The organism is Polynucleobacter sp. MWH-UH2A, assembly GCF_018687195.1.
Classification (GTDB): Bacteria; Pseudomonadota; Gammaproteobacteria; order Burkholderiales; family Burkholderiaceae; genus Polynucleobacter.
Window position 1 is genome coordinate 503,822 of the sequence record NZ_CP061321.1, and the last position, 15,342, is coordinate 519,163.

Below are 15,342 nucleotides of genomic sequence, written 5' to 3' on the forward strand. Positions count from 1 at the left end.
GACTTACTAAGATTGGCTAAAGCGCTGCAAATTCGCAATGCGCAATGGTGCTGGCGGATGCGAGCTATAAAAAGCGGTATAGATCGGATCGGGTGTCAGGGTAGAAGCGTTGTCTTGATAAAGCTTAACTAGGGCAGAGACTAAGTCATTTGCAGATGATTTTTCTGCTGCGAAGTCATCTGCTTCATACTCGTGCTTGCGTGAGGCTAAGCTACCTAAAGGTGTAAAGAAGAAGCTGAACACAGGCGATACCAACATAAATAGGGCTAAAGCTAAGCCACCGTTATAACCATTCAAATTCGGCATCACGCCAAGATCGGTATAGAACCAAACCTGAGTACTAATCCAGCCCAACAGGGCAAACATCGCGAAACTGAGTGCAAAGGAAATGAGTAAGCGTTTGCGAATATGCTTGCGTTTGAAGTGACCTAATTCGTGAGCGAGAACTGCTTCTACTTCTCCAGGATTGAGTTTCTCAATCAGGGTATCGAAAAATACAATACGCTTAGCTTTGCCCATGCCCGCAAAAAATGCGTTGCCATGCGCACTACGCTTACTGCCATCCATCACAAATAAGCCTTGGCTAGCAAAGTCGCAGCGAGCGAGAAGAGCCTCAATTTGCGTTTTGAGTGGGCCGTCTTCTAAAGCCTGAAATTTATTAAATAGTGGTGCGATAAAGCTTGGAAAGATCCACTGCATGAGAAGGCTAAATGCAGTCAATACACCCCAAGCCCATAACCACCAGAGATCACCTGCTTTCGCCATCAGCGAGAGAATGATCCAAAGTAAAGGCAGTCCGATAGCTGCACCAACAGCGAGGCCTTTTATCAAATCAACAAAAAATAATTTTTTGCTCATGCGATTAAAGCCAAAGCGTTCTTCTAAATAAAATTGTTTGTACCAAGAAAATGGCAAGTCGATGAGGCCTGAGATCACTGCGATTGAGGCTAATAAAGCAATTTGCTGGGTAATTCCTGCTCCGAGGTAGCTCAATAAAGCCACATTCAAAATCTCAAGGCCGCCCAAGAGGGTGAAGGCAATTAAAATGATGGCGCTAACTCCGTTTTCTAAAATACCGAGGCGTAATTTAGCGATCGTGTAGTCAGCGGCTTTTTGGTGATCGGCTAGGCTAATTTTTTCAGCGAAATCTGCTGGCACTGCATCCCGATGCTGTGCCACATGGCGAATTTGGCGTTGAGATAGCCAGTGGCGTAAGCCAAAGCTAGCAATGAAAGCGATTAAGAAAGCAATAGTAAATGTCATGAGATCATTATAGATATGAGCGAACAAACCAACACAGCAGCCAATAGCACTCCTAAGCCCGCGCCAGCCAGTGAGCACTTGATTTGGGTGGACATGGAGATGTCAGGTTTAAACCCAGAAACTGAGCGTATTTTAGAGATCGCCATCATCGTGACGGATGCGCACCTGAATACCATCGCCACCGCACCAGTTTGGGTGGTGCATCAAGAGGACGCCGTATTGGATGCCATGGATGCTTGGAATAAAGGCACCCACGGCCGCTCAGGGTTGATTGATAAAGTAAAAGCTTCTACGCAGGATGAGGCCGCAGTTGAGGCAGAGTGCATTGCCTTCTTAAAGAAATATATTAAATCGGGAATTGCGCCGATGTGTGGCAACACGATTGGTCAAGATCGTCGCTTTATGGCCAAGTACATGCCAAAGCTGGAAGCGTACTTTCACTATCGTAATGTCGACGTATCGACATTAAAAGAATTATGTAAGCGCTGGCATCCGGAGTTAGTGAAGGGCTTCACTAAAAAGCAGGCTCATACTGCATTGGCAGATATTGAAGAATCGATCGAAGAGCTGAAATACTATCGCGATAAATTTATTGTGCCGCTACCACCACAATAAGGTAAGAAGCAAACCCCAGAGCACTTATTTTTTAATCGCGCTCTTGGGTCTAAAGGCTTTGATGATGGCCTCGTTAGTTTCAATATAGGGCCCACCAATCAGGTCGATGCAGTAAGGAACTGCAGCAAAAATTCCTGGCACGATTGATTTGCCGTTTTCATCCTTAAGACCTTCCAAGGTTTCTGCAATCGCTTTAGGCTGACCGGGTAAGTTAATGACGAGAGCGGCATGTCCTTCGATCTCACGCAGCACTGCGGTCTGGCGAGACAGGATGGCAGTCGGAACAAATTTGAGGCTAATTTGGCGCATTTGCTCACCAAAGCCAGGCATTTCACGGGTGCCTGCTTCAAGTGTTGCCTCAGGGGTCACATCGCGCCTTGAGGGGCCAGTGCCGCCGGTAGTTAAGACCAGATCGCACCCAAAGTCATCAACAAGCTCAACAATGGCTTCCGTGATCACTTCAGACTCGTCGGCAATAAGACGTTCGTGGAAGGTGCAGGGATTGCTTACCGCCTTCATTAGCCAAGTCTGCAGGGCCGGAATACCCTCGTCTTGGTAAACGCCTTTACTTGCTCGATCCGAAATGGAGATCAGGCCAATTTTGACCTCGTTTGGTGACTTGCGTTTGAGGGCTTCGGTATGCTTCATGTTTCTATTCTAGCTATTATTGAGGCATGTTTACATATTCATCGCACCAGTTTCAGGAAATTGTCGATTTCATGCTCAAAGAGGCCAAAAGAAAGGGCGCCTCTGATGCCGTCGCTGAAGTTTCTGAGGGTCAAGGCCTTTCAGTAACTGTGCGCAAGGGCGAAGTTGAGACCATAGAACAAAGTCTCGATAAGCAAGTGGGGGTCACAGTATTTTTGGGGCATCGCCGAGGAAACGCCAGCACGAGTGATTTTTCTAAAGCCTCCTTAAAGGCAACTGTAGAAGCTGCGTATCACATTGCTCAGCATACAGCCGAAGATGATTGTGCAGGCCCAGCCGAAACAAAGTTGCTTGAAAAAAAGCCCCTGGATTTAGATTTGTTTCACCCTTGGAATATCGATGCTGCTCATGCAGTAGAAATTGCACGATCTGCAGAGGGTGCTGCTTTTGCGGTGAGTAAGCAAATTCAAAATAGTGATGGTGCTTCGGTGTCAGCTCATCATGCGCATTTCATGATGGCGACCTCTCAAGGATTTATGGGCGGCTATCCATTCTCGCGCCACTACATTTCTTGTGCGCCGATTGCGAGTGTAGGCGGGAAAAAATCTCAGATGCAAAGAGATGATTGGTATTCCAGCTCCCGTATACCCAGTGAATTAGCAGATCCAGCATCTATTGGGCGTTACGCGGCACAAAGAGCGCTATCGCGCTTGAAGGCCAGATCATTAACTACGCGCCGTTGCCCGGTAATCTTTGAGGCACCTTTGGCTGCGGGCTTATTGGGCGGCTTGGTTCAAGCAGTTTCGGGTGGCGCTTTATATCGTCGCTCTAGTTTCTTACTTGATAGCTTAGGTAAACAAGTATTGCCAAAACATATCAGCCTTTTTGAAGACCCCCATTTAAAGTCTATGATAGGTAGCGCTCCTTTTGATGAAGAGGGCGTCAAAACGACTGCACGTACCGTTGTAGACAAAGGTGTTTTGCAAGGCTATTTCTTATCTACTTACTCGGCGCGTAAGTTGGGTATGAAAACAACTGGTAATGCAGGCGGCTCACATCACTTACGCTTGCAAAGTAAAAAAACACCGAAGGGTGGATTGCCTGCGCTATTAAAAGAAATGGGTACTGGCTTATTGGTAACCGAGCTAATGGGCCAGGGCGTGAACTATGTGACTGGAGATTATTCGCGTGGCGCGTTTGGGTATTGGGTTGAGAATGGCGAGATACAGTATCCAGTCGAAGAGGTAACGATTGCTGGCAATTTGCGCGATATGCTGATGGATATTGTGTCCATTGGCAGTGACTCGCTGATTCGGGGAACCAAGGAGACGGGCTCAATTCTGATCGGCTCCATGACGGTTGGCGGGAAATAAGCAAAGTTATAGAATCAAGAACAATTAACAATAATCAATAAAACTCAATTACTCCAATACATGGAAGGGAGATGAAGATGCAAAGACGTTCATTTTTAAAGAAGGCAACTGTAGGCGCTGGTGTTGCGGCCGGTGTAACTGCCTTAGGAGCCCCAGCAATTGCGCAGAGTCTGCCAACCTTGAACTGGCGTTTGGTTTCTAGTTTTCCAAAGTCACTCGACACTTTATATGGAACGCCTGAGGTATTTGCTAACGCTTTGCGTAAGGCTACTGACGGTAAGTTCAATGTCAAAGTATTCGCTGCAGGAGAAGTGGTTCCTGCGCTACAGGTACTTGATGCCGTACAAAACGGTACCGTTGAATGTGGACATACAGCGAGTTACTACTATCTTGGAAAGAACAGTGCATTTATTTTTGATACTGCTGCGCCGTTTGGATTAACTGCACGCCAACAATCCGCTTGGATGTTGCACGGCAATGGCATGAAGCTGATGCGTGAGTTATACGCCAGCTACAACATCGTGAATTTCCTCGGTGGCCAAACCGGTACGCAGATGGGTGGCTGGTTCCGTAAGGAAATTAAGTCACCAGAGGATTTAAAGGGTTTGAAATTCCGTATTGCTGGCTTTGCTGGTCAAGTGCTATCAAAGTTGGGTGTTGTGCCACAACAGTTGCCTGCAGGCGAAATTTATTCTGCTCTTGAAAAGGGCGCCATTGATGCTGCTGAGTTTGTAGGCCCATACGATGATGAGAAATTGGGCTTAGCAAAGGTCGCTAAAAATTACTATTACCCAGCTTTCTGGGAGGGTGCTGCAGGACTTTCGTTCTTGGTGAATAAGAAGCAGTGGGATTCATTGCCGCCGTCTTATCAAGCAGCGTGGGAAGCAGCTTGCTATGAGGCACATACCGATATGTGCGCCAAATACGATGCGCTGAATCCACCAGCTTTACAGCGTCTTTTGCAGAATGGGGCCGTGTTACGTAAGTTCAACACTTCGATCATGGAAGCGTGCTTCAAGGCAAGCCAAGAAACATACGCTGAAGAGTCTGCAAAAAATCCACAATTCAAAAAGATTTTTGATGACTATCGCGCATTCAGAAATATGGAAGCGCAGTGGTTTAATGTTGCAGAGCAGGCATTTGCGCAATTTAGCTTTAATAAAAAGCTATAAGCTGACCACAGCCGCATAATCAGGCGGATGCTTCAATTAAAAGGGCTCATCGAGCCCTTTATTTTTTGATTAATCAGTTGGAGGGTTTAGTTAATACTTGTTGTAAGAAACGAGAAATATCCATCAATTCTTCACGATTGACTGAGTGCTCCATCGGGTATTCGTTCCAGTCGACTTGATAGCCTAATTTTTCCAGAATGGCACAAGATGCTTGAGCGCGTTCAGGAATGACTACCTGATCATATTCACCATGGGCCATAAAGATGGGCGTTTTAGAGTTGGCAGCATGCTTTTCAAGATGTAGCGTCATTGCCAGCGGTAAATAACCTGATAAAGCAATAATGCCTGCCAGCTTGTGTGGGAAGCGCAAGCCAATATGTAGCGCCATCGCACAGCCTTGAGAAAAGCCTGCCAAGACAATATTGTCATAGGCGATGCCTCTGCTGTGCTCGCGTTTAATCAGTTCTGTAATGGCGGCTGCTGATCGCAAAATGCCATCCGCATCTTCGCGATCCATGAGATTTCTGCCGATGATGTCGTACCAGGCTGGCATAACATAACCGCCGTTGACGGTGACCGGCATGCTTGGCGCGCTCGGAAAAACAAAGCGAATTCCTGGACAGCCTGTTAGTTGTAGTTCCGGAATGATGGGCACAAAATCATTGCCATCAGCGCCAAGGCCGTGTAGCCAAATGACGGCGGCACTCGGGTTGGGGGCGGTTTCAATTTCGATACAAGGGAGCATGGTCTTAATAGGTGATTAACGATTCATATAGGCTGATTCATTGTAGGTCGATACCCAATTCGGTCTATAGATCAAGAAAATTGCCAATAGCATTCCGGATAAAGAGCCTTCCATGAAGGCAATAATAATCAGACCCAGTATCCATCCTTCAAGATCGATGTGCGTTCCAGCATCAGTAAATAGCATTTTGAGAATCAGCAGGACGGTTCCCGATAGGATGACGCTCATGAAAGCAGCAACATATCCATTTCCTAAGATCAGAACAAATAAATGTTTGGGGATGTATTTTTGAATAGCCTGAATCATTAGGTAGGCAAAAAAGGTGGGGAGCACGCAAACCAGTAGGTAGTGTTGCGCAGCTTCAATGAGCCCTCCCTGGAATACAAATATGCCCAAAAAGGCAACGGGAAACAGAATGGTGAGTGCGATAGCTGGACCAAACATCGCTGTTAATAGCGATGCTCCATAAAAGTGGAAGATCAATCCATAGAATTTGCCGGGAGCCTGGCCAGGTAAGGTGGGTGAAACATTCCAGGCTATGGCCAAAAAGAGAATGGTTGCCAGCGCAAGAAGCGAGAGCGGCGGCTTAGAAAAGATCAATGGCGGGCTCTTCAAGAGTGCCCCGAGAAAAATAATTACTGCCAAGCCTACCCAGATCATATTTGGTCTTATATATAAAGGGATAAAGAGATCGAGTCAGTCTAATCAAATGGGGGATAAATCCCATCCGCACTTTCACTAGGCGTGGGCTGGTTTATAGCCAAGATAGGGGTGTAATATGCTCTGAAGCGACCCATTATGTTGGAGGTTTGGAATGAAGCCTTTCTATATTGATTACCCGCAGGAAAAAATCGAGGAGCATCAGCACGCTTATCGATGTGCACATTGCAAGATTCCGACAACAATCATTTTTGGTTTGCTCGAAAATCACGCGGAAGATTGTGCTTACCGAACCCAACAAAGTAAATGGACGCAGTTGGCCGCTAAATTAAAGCCTCATAAAGAACATTTCGATGAACCCCACGCTGACGAGGTCGACTGAATGAAAACCTATCCTATCGCGATTGAATTAACTGTTTGGTTTGATCTCGGATTAAATCAATACGAGATTACTATTGATGGAGCATCTAAGCTATCTGTGAAGCGCACGGATGATGTATTGCATAGCAGGGAGTTAACGGATTCTGAGACAGGACGCTTGATCGAGGCAATTGAATCTATCACGGTACCCGTGAGCGAGGAGATGTCAGCTGACCCTAGCAATAAAGCTTCATCTAGTTATGAATTGATTATTGAATCAGCTCATTTTTCCCTAGAATTTAATTGGGAAAATCTCGATGTGGAGAATAGCTGTACGCACGCATTCGAGCCCCTGGTAAAGCTTGCAAGCTTGATACAGAGTCTCGATCTAGATCATTGATGAGATGTAAATGACTCGATGGCTTTGGCTAAAGCCAGGATGCGTTTAGCATCCTGAATGTGCAGCTCTTCAATTAACTTTCCGTTGAGTACTGCAATGCCAGCACCAGTCTGGATGGCGGCATCGTAAGTAGCAATACGTTCTTTTGCTTCCGCAATCTCTTGACTGGATGGGCCAAAAAAAGCGTTTGCAAGTTCTATTTGTTTTGGGTGGATTAAGGTTTTGCCATCAAAGCCCATATCTCTACCTTGTATGCAAGATAGTCGTAAACCTTCTTCATCATCTAAAGAGAGATGAACGCCATCCAATACACACAGGCCATGTGCTCTAGCTGCCAATACAGAAAGAGAGAGGGCGGTTTGTGTCTCTACTCGGGAGGGAGTATGCCTTGCATGTAAATCTTTTACGAGATCAGAGGTACCTAAAACAAGGGCTTCTAGTTTAGGGTGTGCACTCGCAATTTCTGATAGCTTAAATATCGCCATTGGCGTTTCTATCATGGCCCAAATCGTTAGGTCAGGTCTGGCACCAGCTTTTTCTAATAACGCCGCCACCTCTTGGATTTGAGTTGCTGACTCCACTTTGGGCAAAACAATCGCATCTGCTTTTGAGTTGGCAAATGCCTTGAGATCTTCCATTCCCCACGGCGTACTCAGACCATTGATCCTGACAACCGCTTCACGATAACCAAAGCCTGTTTCAAGTGCGGCAAGAATGTTGGCTCTTGTAGCAACTTTGGCGTCTGGAGCAACGGCGTCTTCTAGGTCGAGAATGAGGGAGTCTGCAGCCAATGTTTTGGCTTTTTCTAGGGCTCGGATGTTTGCCCCTGGCATGTATAGGACTGAGCGGCGGGGTCTATGAACATTAATCATGTTAAAAATAGGGAATGACGTATTGGTAAAGAATCAAAATACCATATCCGAATCGCTGCTTTCAAAAAAGAGAGGAAAAAATGAATTCTGTAGCCGAGGCAATCGATCAGCGCATGTCAGTGCGAGCATTTACGCAGCAGCCAGTCTCACATGAGCAAATTTTGAAATTGCTCAACCTTTCAGCTCGTGCACCATCGGGTACCAATACTCAGCCATGGAAGGCATATGTGCTGGAAGGGCAAAAACTAAAAGCTCTATGTGATCAAGTTTGCAAAGCTTATGACGATATCGCCATCAACCCAGAGCTAGCGAAAGAGTTTCAAGAGGCTTATGACTACTACCCCAGCAAATGGTTTAGCCCATACATCGACCGCCGTCGTGAAAACGGTTGGGGTTTGTATGGTCTTCTTGATATTACTAAGGGCGATAAAGACAAGATGCATGCGCAGCACCGTAAAAACTTTCAGTTCTTTGGCGCGCCAGTAGGCATCTTCTTTACGATTGATAAAGAGCTCGGTAGAGGTTCAATGCTCGACTACGGAATGTTCTTACAGAACTTCATGATTGCGGCAAAAGGAGAAGGCCTAGATACATGTCCTCAAGCCGCTTGGAATACCTACGCCAAAATTATTCTGCCAATGATTGGTGCTAAAGAAAACGAGATGTTAGTTTGCGGAATGGCGCTTGGATATGCAGATAAGTCCGATATTGTGAATACCTTCCGCACCCCACGCGTTGCCGCAGAAGAATTTACTACCTGGGTCTAGTTTATTTTCAGCGTACCAGATTCATTCCGCTGTTTTTAATCGGTTCTGCGGCATTCTTGGAGCTTAAGTAATCAATTAATTTCTTGGCCTCTGATTCATGTCGAGATCCGGCAACGATCGCCGCTGTGAAAGTTTGTATTAGTTGCAGGCTTTCTGGGATGGGGCCAACATAATCTACTCCAGGGATATTGACTAACTCGCTACTAGGTTGAACTGCAACATTCGCATTTTTAGCCGCCAGCATTGCAGTGGCCTCAGACCCACGCTCCGTTACCTGAACGGAGATCTTGTTCACAATACCAAGGCGAGGGAATACATCTTGAACTAAATAAATTCCGCTAGTGCTTCCTGGTACAACAATCTTCTTTGCTTGTATTAAGGTGTTCGTAAAGCTTTTGACTGTAGAGATATCGGGTCTTAGATTTCCGGAGGGGATAGCAAGACCGAGTGGGGCTTGCGCTAAGTCCACATCAGAACCAGGAAGAATTCTTTTTTGCTCTACTAGTTCGGTAAGTCCTTCACGCGACAGAATAACGATGTCTGCAGTAACGCCTGCCGCCAATTGGGCTTTAATGGTTTTTGGTCCAGATCCTTGGGGCGCGCCTGATTTGGTAACTACTTTGATGCCAGTAGTTTTCTCAAATTCGGGAAGCATTTGCTTATAGGGGCCTTGAAAGCCCCCTGAAATGATGACTTCAAGTTGTGCCATAACAGGTGTTGACAAAAGAAGGGCAAGAAAAAATGTAAATAGATGTTTCATTATGTCTCCTATTTAACGCTTTAGTGCGCTACTAACAAAATCAATTAAAGCATTCACTCTGGCGGAGGTTTTATGTCTTTGGGCGAAAACGGCATAGATATCTGCATCGGGGGTGTGATAACTTGTCAGGATATGTACGAGGCGACCACTTTTAAGGTACCTGGCTACATCCCACTCAGCTCTTAAGAGGATGCCTTGATGATCTAGGGCCCAGTTCACTGCGATCTCACCATCGTTAGTAGTGAGATTTCCTCTGATTTTGATATCTTCAGTGGATTCATTTTTGGTGCGCGTTTTATTGTTCGCAAAGCGCCACAAACCATAGGCTTCATCGCCTTGCCGAATACCAATGCAATTGTGTTTTATTAAATCATTCGGCGTCTTTGGCTCGCCAAATTGCTTAAGGTAGTTGGGTGAGGCAACCAATATTCTGCGATTGGGTGCAATCAATTTTGCAATGATGCGTGAGTCTGGTGGATGACCAAAACGAAAGCACACATCATATAAGTCATCAGTGATAGGGGGTGGGCTCACCGATAGCTGCAGTTGAATATCTACCTGCGGATATTTCTTAACAAACTCAGAAATGAGTGGCGCAATTTGCGTTCTGCCAAAACCAAGGGTGGCATTGACTCTTAATAATCCCTTGGGTGTTTCTGTTGAACCCCAGAGAACGGATTCCATGGCATCAATTTCACCTAGGATCTTGCGTGCATGCTCTAAATACACTTCACCCTCTGGCGTTAGGCTCATGCGTCGGGTGGTTCTATTAACCAAGCTAAGACCTAAGCGCTCCTCGATTAGGGCAAGGCGCTTGCTAACGGCCGCAGTCGTAATGCCAAGCTCTCTAGCGGCTGCCCCTAGGCTGCCAGAGGAGGCTAATGCAGAGAAGAAGCCTAAATCTGCAGGATTAATGCCTTTAGCGGTGCTTAAGCCCATGGTGAGGTCATTAGATTATTAAATATAAGTTAACGATACTTTAACTTTATACATGATATTTGAGTAGATCTCAATTCTATAGTTAGTCCACTCGCAGGATAAATAAAAACTGGAAACCACCAGCGGAGGAGGCAAAGTGTTTAAAAAGGCAATTCAAAACGGTCTGTTAGGTCTCATATTTTGTGGCTTACTCGGATCTGCTGTAGCGCAGTCTTATCCAAACAAAACAATCACTATTGTTGTGCCATTTCCTCCAGGGGGAACCACTGATGTTTTAGCAAGAGCAGTTGCTAATAAATTGGGGCCAGCATTAGGGCAATCAGTCATCGTTGATAACAAGCCGGGTGCAGGTGCAACCCTTGGTGCTGGTTTAGTAGCTAAGGCATCGCCCGATGGCTATACCTTGTTTATGGGTGCGGTACATCACACGATTGCACCGGCGGTTTATAAGACCTTGCCTTATAGTTTTGAAAAGGATTTTGCGCCCATCACCACTGTAGCCTTAGTGCCAAATGTGATGGTTGTAGCAGAAACCTCCCCCTATAAAACAGTTAAAGATGTGATTGCTGCAGCCAAAGCAAAACCAGATTCTTTATCGTATGGTTCAAACGGTAACGGCACAGCACAGCATATGATTGGTACGCAGTTTCAGATGTTGACCGATACCCAAATCTTGCATGTACCTTATAAGGGATCGGCCCCATTAGCCACGGATTTATTGGGCGGCCAGGTAACAATGTCATTTGACACCATTACCCCTGTATTGCCATTCATTCGTGAAAAGAAATTGCGACCATTGGCAGTGACTACTGCAAAACGTTCATCAACTTTGCCATCTGTGCCAACCATGAAAGAATCTGGCGTGAATATGGATATCGGCACTTGGTTTGGTTTGCTGGCTCCGGCGGCAACACCAAAAGATATCACTGCTAGACTCAATACTGAAATCGTCAAGATTATTAAGTCTGCGGAATTTCAGAAACAGATGTTTGATATCGGTGCTGAGCCGGTGGGCAACACCCAAGCACAAATGGCGAAACAGATTGCAGATGAAACAGTCAAGTTCAATGGTTTAGCAAAAGCTGCGAAACTCAGTATTGAGTAGTGTGTACGGTATTTGGAAAAAAGGAGTAACACGTGAATAAACAAACTTCAGTGGTTGATAAAGAAGCGGCAGTAGCTGATATTACTCAGGTACTGTCCAAGTTCACATCCTATATTGGTAAGCGATTGCCAACGGATGTAACTACAAAATTAGGGGATTTACGCAGCAAGGAAGTCAATTTCTTGGCTAAAGAGGTATTTGAATCTATGCGCGAGAACCAAGAGCTAGCAGATAAGCTTGATCGCCCTAGCTGCCAAGATACTGGTGTGATTCAGTACTTCTTACAAGCAGGCTCAAACTTTCCACTCTTGGGTGAGTTAGAAGATATATTGCTTAACGCCACCAAGGGCGCCACTAAAGAGGGTCCATTGCGCCATAACGCCGTAGAGACCTTTGATGAAAAGAATACCGGCACTAATACTGGTTCAAAAATTCCTTGGCTCGATTGGGAAATTATTCCTGGCGCAGATTACTGCATCGTGGACGTATACATGGCTGGTGGTGGTTGCACATTGCCTGGTGCCGCAAAAGTATTAATGCCAGGTCAGGGCTATGAAGGTGTTGCTGAGTTCGTATTTGATGTGATTACTTCGCGCGGCGTAAATGCTTGCCCTCCATTATTGGTGGGTGTAGGTGTTTCTACTTCAGCTGAAACTGCGGCACGTCTTTCAAAGAAAGCAATCCTACGTCCAGTAACTTCAAGTCATCCCAATGAGAATGCCGCCATGATGGAAGAGCTCCTCACTGAAGGCTTGAATGAATTGGGTCTTGGGCCGCAAGGTTTGACTGGTGCGAACAGCGTGATGGGTGTGAATATTGAATCTTCTGCTCGCCATCCATCAACCATTGGTGTAGCGGTATCTACTGGTTGCTGGGCACATCGCCGCGGCAAGATCAAGATTAATGCCGATATGTCTTATGAAGTCATTTCTCATGAAGGATTCAAACTGTGAAGAAAATTCTACAAACGCCTATTAAGGACGAAGATTTAGAGGCTCTCAATATTGGTGATGTGGTCTATCTCACAGGCACATTAGTGACATGCCGTGATGTTGCGCACCGTCGCCTCATTGAATTGGGTCGTGAGCTGCCCGTGGATCTCAAGGGTGGAGCTATTTTTCATGCGGGGCCGATCGTGCGTCAAAAAGAAGATGGCGAATACGAGATGGTTTCTATTGGACCAACCACTTCCATGCGTATGGAAAAGTTTGAAAAAGAATTTATCAAGCAAACTGGTGTGAAGCTGATCGTCGGTAAAGGTGGTATGGGTATCGAGACTCAAGAAGGCTGCGCAGAGAACAAAGCTGTGCACGCGATTTTCCCAGGGGGTTGTGCCGTACTTGCTGCTACTAAAGTGGAAAAGATCGAGGATGCTCAGTGGAAAGACTTAGGTATGCCTGAAACATTATGGGTAAACCGAGTCAAAGAGTTTGGTCCTTTGATTATTTCAATTGATACCAAAGGCAAGAACTTGATTGAAGAAAACAAAAAAGTCTTCAATGCTAAAAAAGGTCCGATTCTCAGCAAGATTAATGAAAAGATTCGTTTCATTAAATAAGCTCAGACCAAAAGTATTACTCCAGAAACAAAAAAGCCAACCATTAAAGGTTGGCTTTTTAATGCTATTAACTAGTAGAAACTATAAGCAAACTAAGAGCAAACTAGGCTTGCTTAGTTGCCGTTAGAGCTCTTGCCGGCCTTGTAGCCAGCGTTGTATTCAGAAGCCTGATTCTTTTTGTAGGCGTCATAAGCATAGCCAGAAGCTGCGCCAACTGCAGCACCACCAACAGCACCCCAAATTGGATTGCCGTGGAAAATTGCTGCGCCAACACCACCTGCAACTGCGCCAATGGAGGCGCCTGAGAGTGTGCGTTGTTCTGTATTGCTCATGTTAGAACAGCCGGCAATTGCGATGGTAGCGGCTGTGATTGCAATAATTTTTTTCATAATCGTAGTCCGTGAAAATATTTAGTGGTCTGAATTACTTCTTGGCGCAAGGGAAGCGCATAGACAAGAAGCTGATGAATGTGCCGGCAGCAGGATCATTAGCCAACATTGGAGCTGTTTGTGAAATGAACTGAACATAGTCAGCAATCACTTCATCACGCTTAGGTGCTGGTTGCTTTACACAAATCGTATTCTTTGCACGCTGTGGATGACGGGTGGCTAAGTAAGTGTCATAAATTGCAGTTGTATAGCCAATGCAGTAGCTACGGGAATCTGGGCTAGCCGGCAATTTGCAATAGTTCACTAGTTCCTGGGCGCTTAATACGGGGATCTTTTGATCGGCGTTTGCATTGAAAGTGAATAAAGTAGCAGAAACGGCTGAAATTGCTGCTAGGGTAAGTGAGCGTTTTTTCATGAAATTTCCTCAGTAAAGTGTGGTTAAAATCTTATCACGAGTAGGGTTAATTCACGCATCAAAGCCTGTACTTTATTTATTGCCTGTCATTCCATCTATTAGGGATAGTATGAAACTACCAAGAAAACAGTTCGCCCCGCGTTTGTTAGCCTCATTGCTTTCGATTGCGGTAATGGCGCCAATGTCGCCCACTTATGTGTTTGCGCAACCTGCTAGCAGTCAGAGTAACGCACCACTTTCTCAGCAGCAACTCAGCGCTTTAGTGGCGCCAATTGCTTTGTATCCAGACTCTTTGGTCTCGCAAATATTGATGGCTTCAACTTATCCTCTAGAGGTTGGTGAGGCGGCTACATGGCAAAAGCAAAATTCTCGATTAACGGGACCCGCCTTAGATAACGCATTGCAATCACAATCATGGGATCCGAGTGTCAAGTCATTAGTGAGTTTTCCACAGGCCTTGCAAATGATGGGTGCGGATCTGAATTGGACTCAAAAGTTGGGTGATGCTGTTCTAGCGCAGCAGTCTGATGTGATGACCGCTATTCAAGCAATGCGAGCCAAGGCAAAGCAAGCAGGTAATCTGAGCTCCACACCACAACAAACGGTAAGCACTTCAGGTTCAACCATTGTGATTCAACCGGCCAACCCTCAAGTGGTTTATGTGCCAACTTATAACCCCTCTGTAGTGTATGGACCTTGGCCATATCCTGCTTATCCACCACCACCACCTTACTACCCGCCTGGCTATGTTGCAGGTACAGCATTGTTATCGTTTGGCGTGGGCATGTTGGCGGGTGCAGCGCTGTTCGGTGGTATGCATTGGGGTGGCGGATGGGGCGGCAGTGGTTCCATCACCGTGAACAACAACACATTTAATAACTTCAATCGCACTACTGCTAATTCAAATTTCCGTTCAGGTTCATTTGCCTCTGGCGATAAGTGGCAATTTAATCCACAGCATCGTGGCAATGTGCCTTACTCTAATTCTGCTTTGCAGAATAAGTATGGCAAGTTAAGCGGTCAAGGATCGAACCAGGCCCGTGATCAAGAGCGCGAACAATTACGCCAGAATCTCAACAAAAATGGTTTAAGTGGCGAGTCTGGTCGTGGTGGAGAAAATCGTTCGCCAAGCAGAGAGTCTGAGCGATCTGGTAGTAATCGCAATGAAAGGGAGGCGCCTCGTGAAAATACGCGTGAGCCGGAGCGCTCATCTGAGCGTGCGCCAGAAAGAATGGGCGAGGAACGCATGGGTGGTGAGCGTATGGGTGGCTTTAGAAGATAAAGCAACCCAAATACCTAAG

19 protein-coding genes are annotated in these 15,342 nt (G+C 45.9%); 10 read left to right on the forward strand and 9 right to left on the reverse strand.

Annotation, left to right across the window (positions count from 1 at the left end):
• Positions 1-6: 6 nt before the first annotated feature.
• Positions 7-1,263: a M48 family metallopeptidase gene (locus IC571_RS02700; protein ID WP_215317296.1), complete on the reverse strand. Its 1,257-nt coding sequence runs from the start codon at positions 1,261-1,263 to the stop codon at positions 7-9.
• Between the two features lie 15 nt (positions 1,264-1,278).
• Here IC571_RS02700 and orn point away from each other — a divergent pair, with 15 nt between their 5' ends.
• Positions 1,279-1,878, forward strand: a complete 600-nt coding sequence (orn, locus tag IC571_RS02705) for an oligoribonuclease (RefSeq protein WP_215317297.1) — start codon at positions 1,279-1,281, stop codon at positions 1,876-1,878.
• Positions 1,879-1,902: 24 nt separating this feature from the next.
• On the opposite strand, the gene mog is transcribed toward orn, so the two are convergent.
• Positions 1,903-2,526 (reverse strand): molybdopterin adenylyltransferase, encoded by a 624-nt coding sequence (mog, locus tag IC571_RS02710; protein WP_215317298.1) that lies wholly within the window; start codon positions 2,524-2,526, stop codon positions 1,903-1,905.
• 71 nt (positions 2,527-2,597) lie between these two features.
• On the opposite strand from mog, the gene pmbA reads away from it, so the two are divergent.
• Together pmbA and IC571_RS02720 are read left to right on the forward strand one after the other, a co-directional pair.
• Entirely contained in the window at positions 2,598-3,899 is a 1,302-nt protein-coding gene (gene pmbA, locus IC571_RS02715) for a metalloprotease PmbA (RefSeq protein WP_371742904.1), read from the forward strand.
• Positions 3,900-3,976: 77 nt separating this feature from the next.
• Positions 3,977-5,071, forward strand: a complete 1,095-nt coding sequence (locus IC571_RS02720) for a TRAP transporter substrate-binding protein (RefSeq protein WP_215317789.1) — start codon at positions 3,977-3,979, stop codon at positions 5,069-5,071.
• A gap of 73 nt (positions 5,072-5,144) precedes the next feature.
• Here IC571_RS02720 and IC571_RS02725 read toward each other — a convergent pair whose 3' ends face one another.
• Both IC571_RS02725 and IC571_RS02730 read right to left on the reverse strand, forming a co-directional pair.
• Positions 5,145-5,816, reverse strand: a complete 672-nt coding sequence (locus tag IC571_RS02725; protein WP_215317300.1) for an alpha/beta hydrolase — start codon at positions 5,814-5,816, stop codon at positions 5,145-5,147.
• 15 nt (positions 5,817-5,831) lie between these two features.
• Positions 5,832-6,431: an energy-coupling factor ABC transporter permease gene (locus IC571_RS02730; RefSeq protein ID WP_215317301.1), complete on the reverse strand. Its 600-nt coding sequence runs from the start codon at positions 6,429-6,431 to the stop codon at positions 5,832-5,834.
• A 199-nt stretch (positions 6,432-6,630) separates the two neighbouring features.
• Between IC571_RS02730 and IC571_RS02735 the strand changes: the two genes are divergently transcribed.
• Complete coding sequence (locus tag IC571_RS02735) at positions 6,631-6,858, forward strand: hypothetical protein (RefSeq protein ID WP_173955270.1); 228 nt, start codon at positions 6,631-6,633, stop codon at positions 6,856-6,858.
• Entirely contained in the window at positions 6,859-7,236 is a 378-nt protein-coding gene (locus tag IC571_RS02740; RefSeq protein ID WP_215317302.1) for a hypothetical protein, read from the forward strand.
• Here the strand turns inward: IC571_RS02740 and IC571_RS02745 are convergent.
• A complete protein-coding gene (locus IC571_RS02745) occupies positions 7,230-8,108 on the reverse strand; it encodes a CoA ester lyase (protein ID WP_215317303.1) in 879 nt (292 codons plus the stop codon). The two genes, IC571_RS02740 and IC571_RS02745, sit on opposite strands and share 7 nt — an antisense overlap.
• Before the next feature lie 80 nt (positions 8,109-8,188).
• Here IC571_RS02745 and IC571_RS02750 point away from each other — a divergent pair, with 80 nt between their 5' ends.
• Positions 8,189-8,875 (forward strand): nitroreductase, encoded by a 687-nt coding sequence (locus IC571_RS02750; protein WP_215317304.1) that lies wholly within the window; start codon positions 8,189-8,191, stop codon positions 8,873-8,875.
• A gap of 7 nt (positions 8,876-8,882) precedes the next feature.
• Here IC571_RS02750 and IC571_RS02755 read toward each other — a convergent pair whose 3' ends face one another.
• Together IC571_RS02755 and IC571_RS02760 are read right to left on the reverse strand one after the other, a co-directional pair.
• Entirely contained in the window at positions 8,883-9,635 is a 753-nt protein-coding gene (locus IC571_RS02755) for an extracellular solute-binding protein (RefSeq protein ID WP_215317305.1), read from the reverse strand.
• Between the two features lie 12 nt (positions 9,636-9,647).
• Positions 9,648-10,574 carry a LysR family transcriptional regulator gene (locus IC571_RS02760; RefSeq protein ID WP_215317306.1) on the reverse strand — a complete coding sequence of 309 codons (927 nt, stop codon included), beginning with the start codon at positions 10,572-10,574 and terminating at the stop codon, positions 9,648-9,650.
• Positions 10,575-10,710: 136 nt separating this feature from the next.
• Between IC571_RS02760 and IC571_RS02765 the strand changes: the two genes are divergently transcribed.
• The 3 genes from IC571_RS02765 to ttdB are packed head-to-tail and all read left to right on the forward strand — an operon-like array spanning position 10,711 to position 13,237.
• A complete protein-coding gene (locus IC571_RS02765) occupies positions 10,711-11,679 on the forward strand; it encodes a tripartite tricarboxylate transporter substrate binding protein (protein ID WP_215317307.1) in 969 nt (322 codons plus the stop codon).
• A gap of 32 nt (positions 11,680-11,711) precedes the next feature.
• Complete coding sequence (gene ttdA / locus IC571_RS02770) at positions 11,712-12,632, forward strand: L(+)-tartrate dehydratase subunit alpha (RefSeq protein WP_215317308.1); 921 nt, start codon at positions 11,712-11,714, stop codon at positions 12,630-12,632.
• Positions 12,629-13,237, forward strand: a complete 609-nt coding sequence (ttdB, locus tag IC571_RS02775) for a L(+)-tartrate dehydratase subunit beta (protein ID WP_215317309.1) — start codon at positions 12,629-12,631, stop codon at positions 13,235-13,237. The genes ttdA and ttdB overlap by 4 nt, the downstream gene beginning before the upstream one ends.
• A 113-nt stretch (positions 13,238-13,350) precedes the next feature.
• On the opposite strand, the gene IC571_RS02780 is transcribed toward ttdB, so the two are convergent.
• Positions 13,351-13,626 carry a glycine zipper domain-containing protein gene (locus IC571_RS02780; RefSeq protein ID WP_251373484.1) on the reverse strand — a complete coding sequence of 92 codons (276 nt, stop codon included), beginning with the start codon at positions 13,624-13,626 and terminating at the stop codon, positions 13,351-13,353.
• A 34-nt stretch (positions 13,627-13,660) separates the two neighbouring features.
• Complete coding sequence (locus IC571_RS02785) at positions 13,661-14,041, reverse strand: Rap1a/Tai family immunity protein (RefSeq protein WP_215317310.1); 381 nt, start codon at positions 14,039-14,041, stop codon at positions 13,661-13,663.
• Positions 14,042-14,150: 109 nt separating this feature from the next.
• Here IC571_RS02785 and IC571_RS02790 point away from each other — a divergent pair, with 109 nt between their 5' ends.
• Positions 14,151-15,323, forward strand: a complete 1,173-nt coding sequence (locus IC571_RS02790) for a DUF3300 domain-containing protein (RefSeq protein WP_215317311.1) — start codon at positions 14,151-14,153, stop codon at positions 15,321-15,323.
• Positions 15,324-15,342: the final 19 nt, after the last annotated feature.

Bases quoted from the DNA above. Each gene is read 5' to 3' on its own strand.
- IC571_RS02700 (WP_215317296.1), bottom strand. From the start codon at position 1,263: ATGACATTTACTATTGCTTTCTTAATCGCTTTCATTGCTAGCTTTGGC.
- orn (WP_215317297.1), top strand. From the start codon at position 1,279: ATGAGCGAACAAACCAACACAGCAGCCAATAGCACTCCTAAGCCCGCG.
- mog (WP_215317298.1), bottom strand. From the start codon at position 2,526: ATGAAGCATACCGAAGCCCTCAAACGCAAGTCACCAAACGAGGTCAAA.
- pmbA (WP_371742904.1), top strand. From the start codon at position 2,598: ATGCTCAAAGAGGCCAAAAGAAAGGGCGCCTCTGATGCCGTCGCTGAA.
- IC571_RS02720 (WP_215317789.1), top strand. From the start codon at position 3,977: ATGCAAAGACGTTCATTTTTAAAGAAGGCAACTGTAGGCGCTGGTGTT.
- IC571_RS02725 (WP_215317300.1), bottom strand. From the start codon at position 5,816: ATGCTCCCTTGTATCGAAATTGAAACCGCCCCCAACCCGAGTGCCGCC.
- IC571_RS02735 (WP_173955270.1), top strand. From the start codon at position 6,631: ATGAAGCCTTTCTATATTGATTACCCGCAGGAAAAAATCGAGGAGCAT.
- IC571_RS02740 (WP_215317302.1), top strand. From the start codon at position 6,859: ATGAAAACCTATCCTATCGCGATTGAATTAACTGTTTGGTTTGATCTC.
- IC571_RS02745 (WP_215317303.1), bottom strand. From the start codon at position 8,108: ATGATTAATGTTCATAGACCCCGCCGCTCAGTCCTATACATGCCAGGG.
- IC571_RS02750 (WP_215317304.1), top strand. From the start codon at position 8,189: ATGAATTCTGTAGCCGAGGCAATCGATCAGCGCATGTCAGTGCGAGCA.
- IC571_RS02755 (WP_215317305.1), bottom strand. From the start codon at position 9,635: ATGAAACATCTATTTACATTTTTTCTTGCCCTTCTTTTGTCAACACCT.
- IC571_RS02760 (WP_215317306.1), bottom strand. From the start codon at position 10,574: ATGGGCTTAAGCACCGCTAAAGGCATTAATCCTGCAGATTTAGGCTTC.
- IC571_RS02780 (WP_251373484.1), bottom strand. From the start codon at position 13,626: ATGAAAAAAATTATTGCAATCACAGCCGCTACCATCGCAATTGCCGGC.
- IC571_RS02785 (WP_215317310.1), bottom strand. From the start codon at position 14,041: ATGAAAAAACGCTCACTTACCCTAGCAGCAATTTCAGCCGTTTCTGCT.
- IC571_RS02790 (WP_215317311.1), top strand. From the start codon at position 14,151: ATGAAACTACCAAGAAAACAGTTCGCCCCGCGTTTGTTAGCCTCATTG.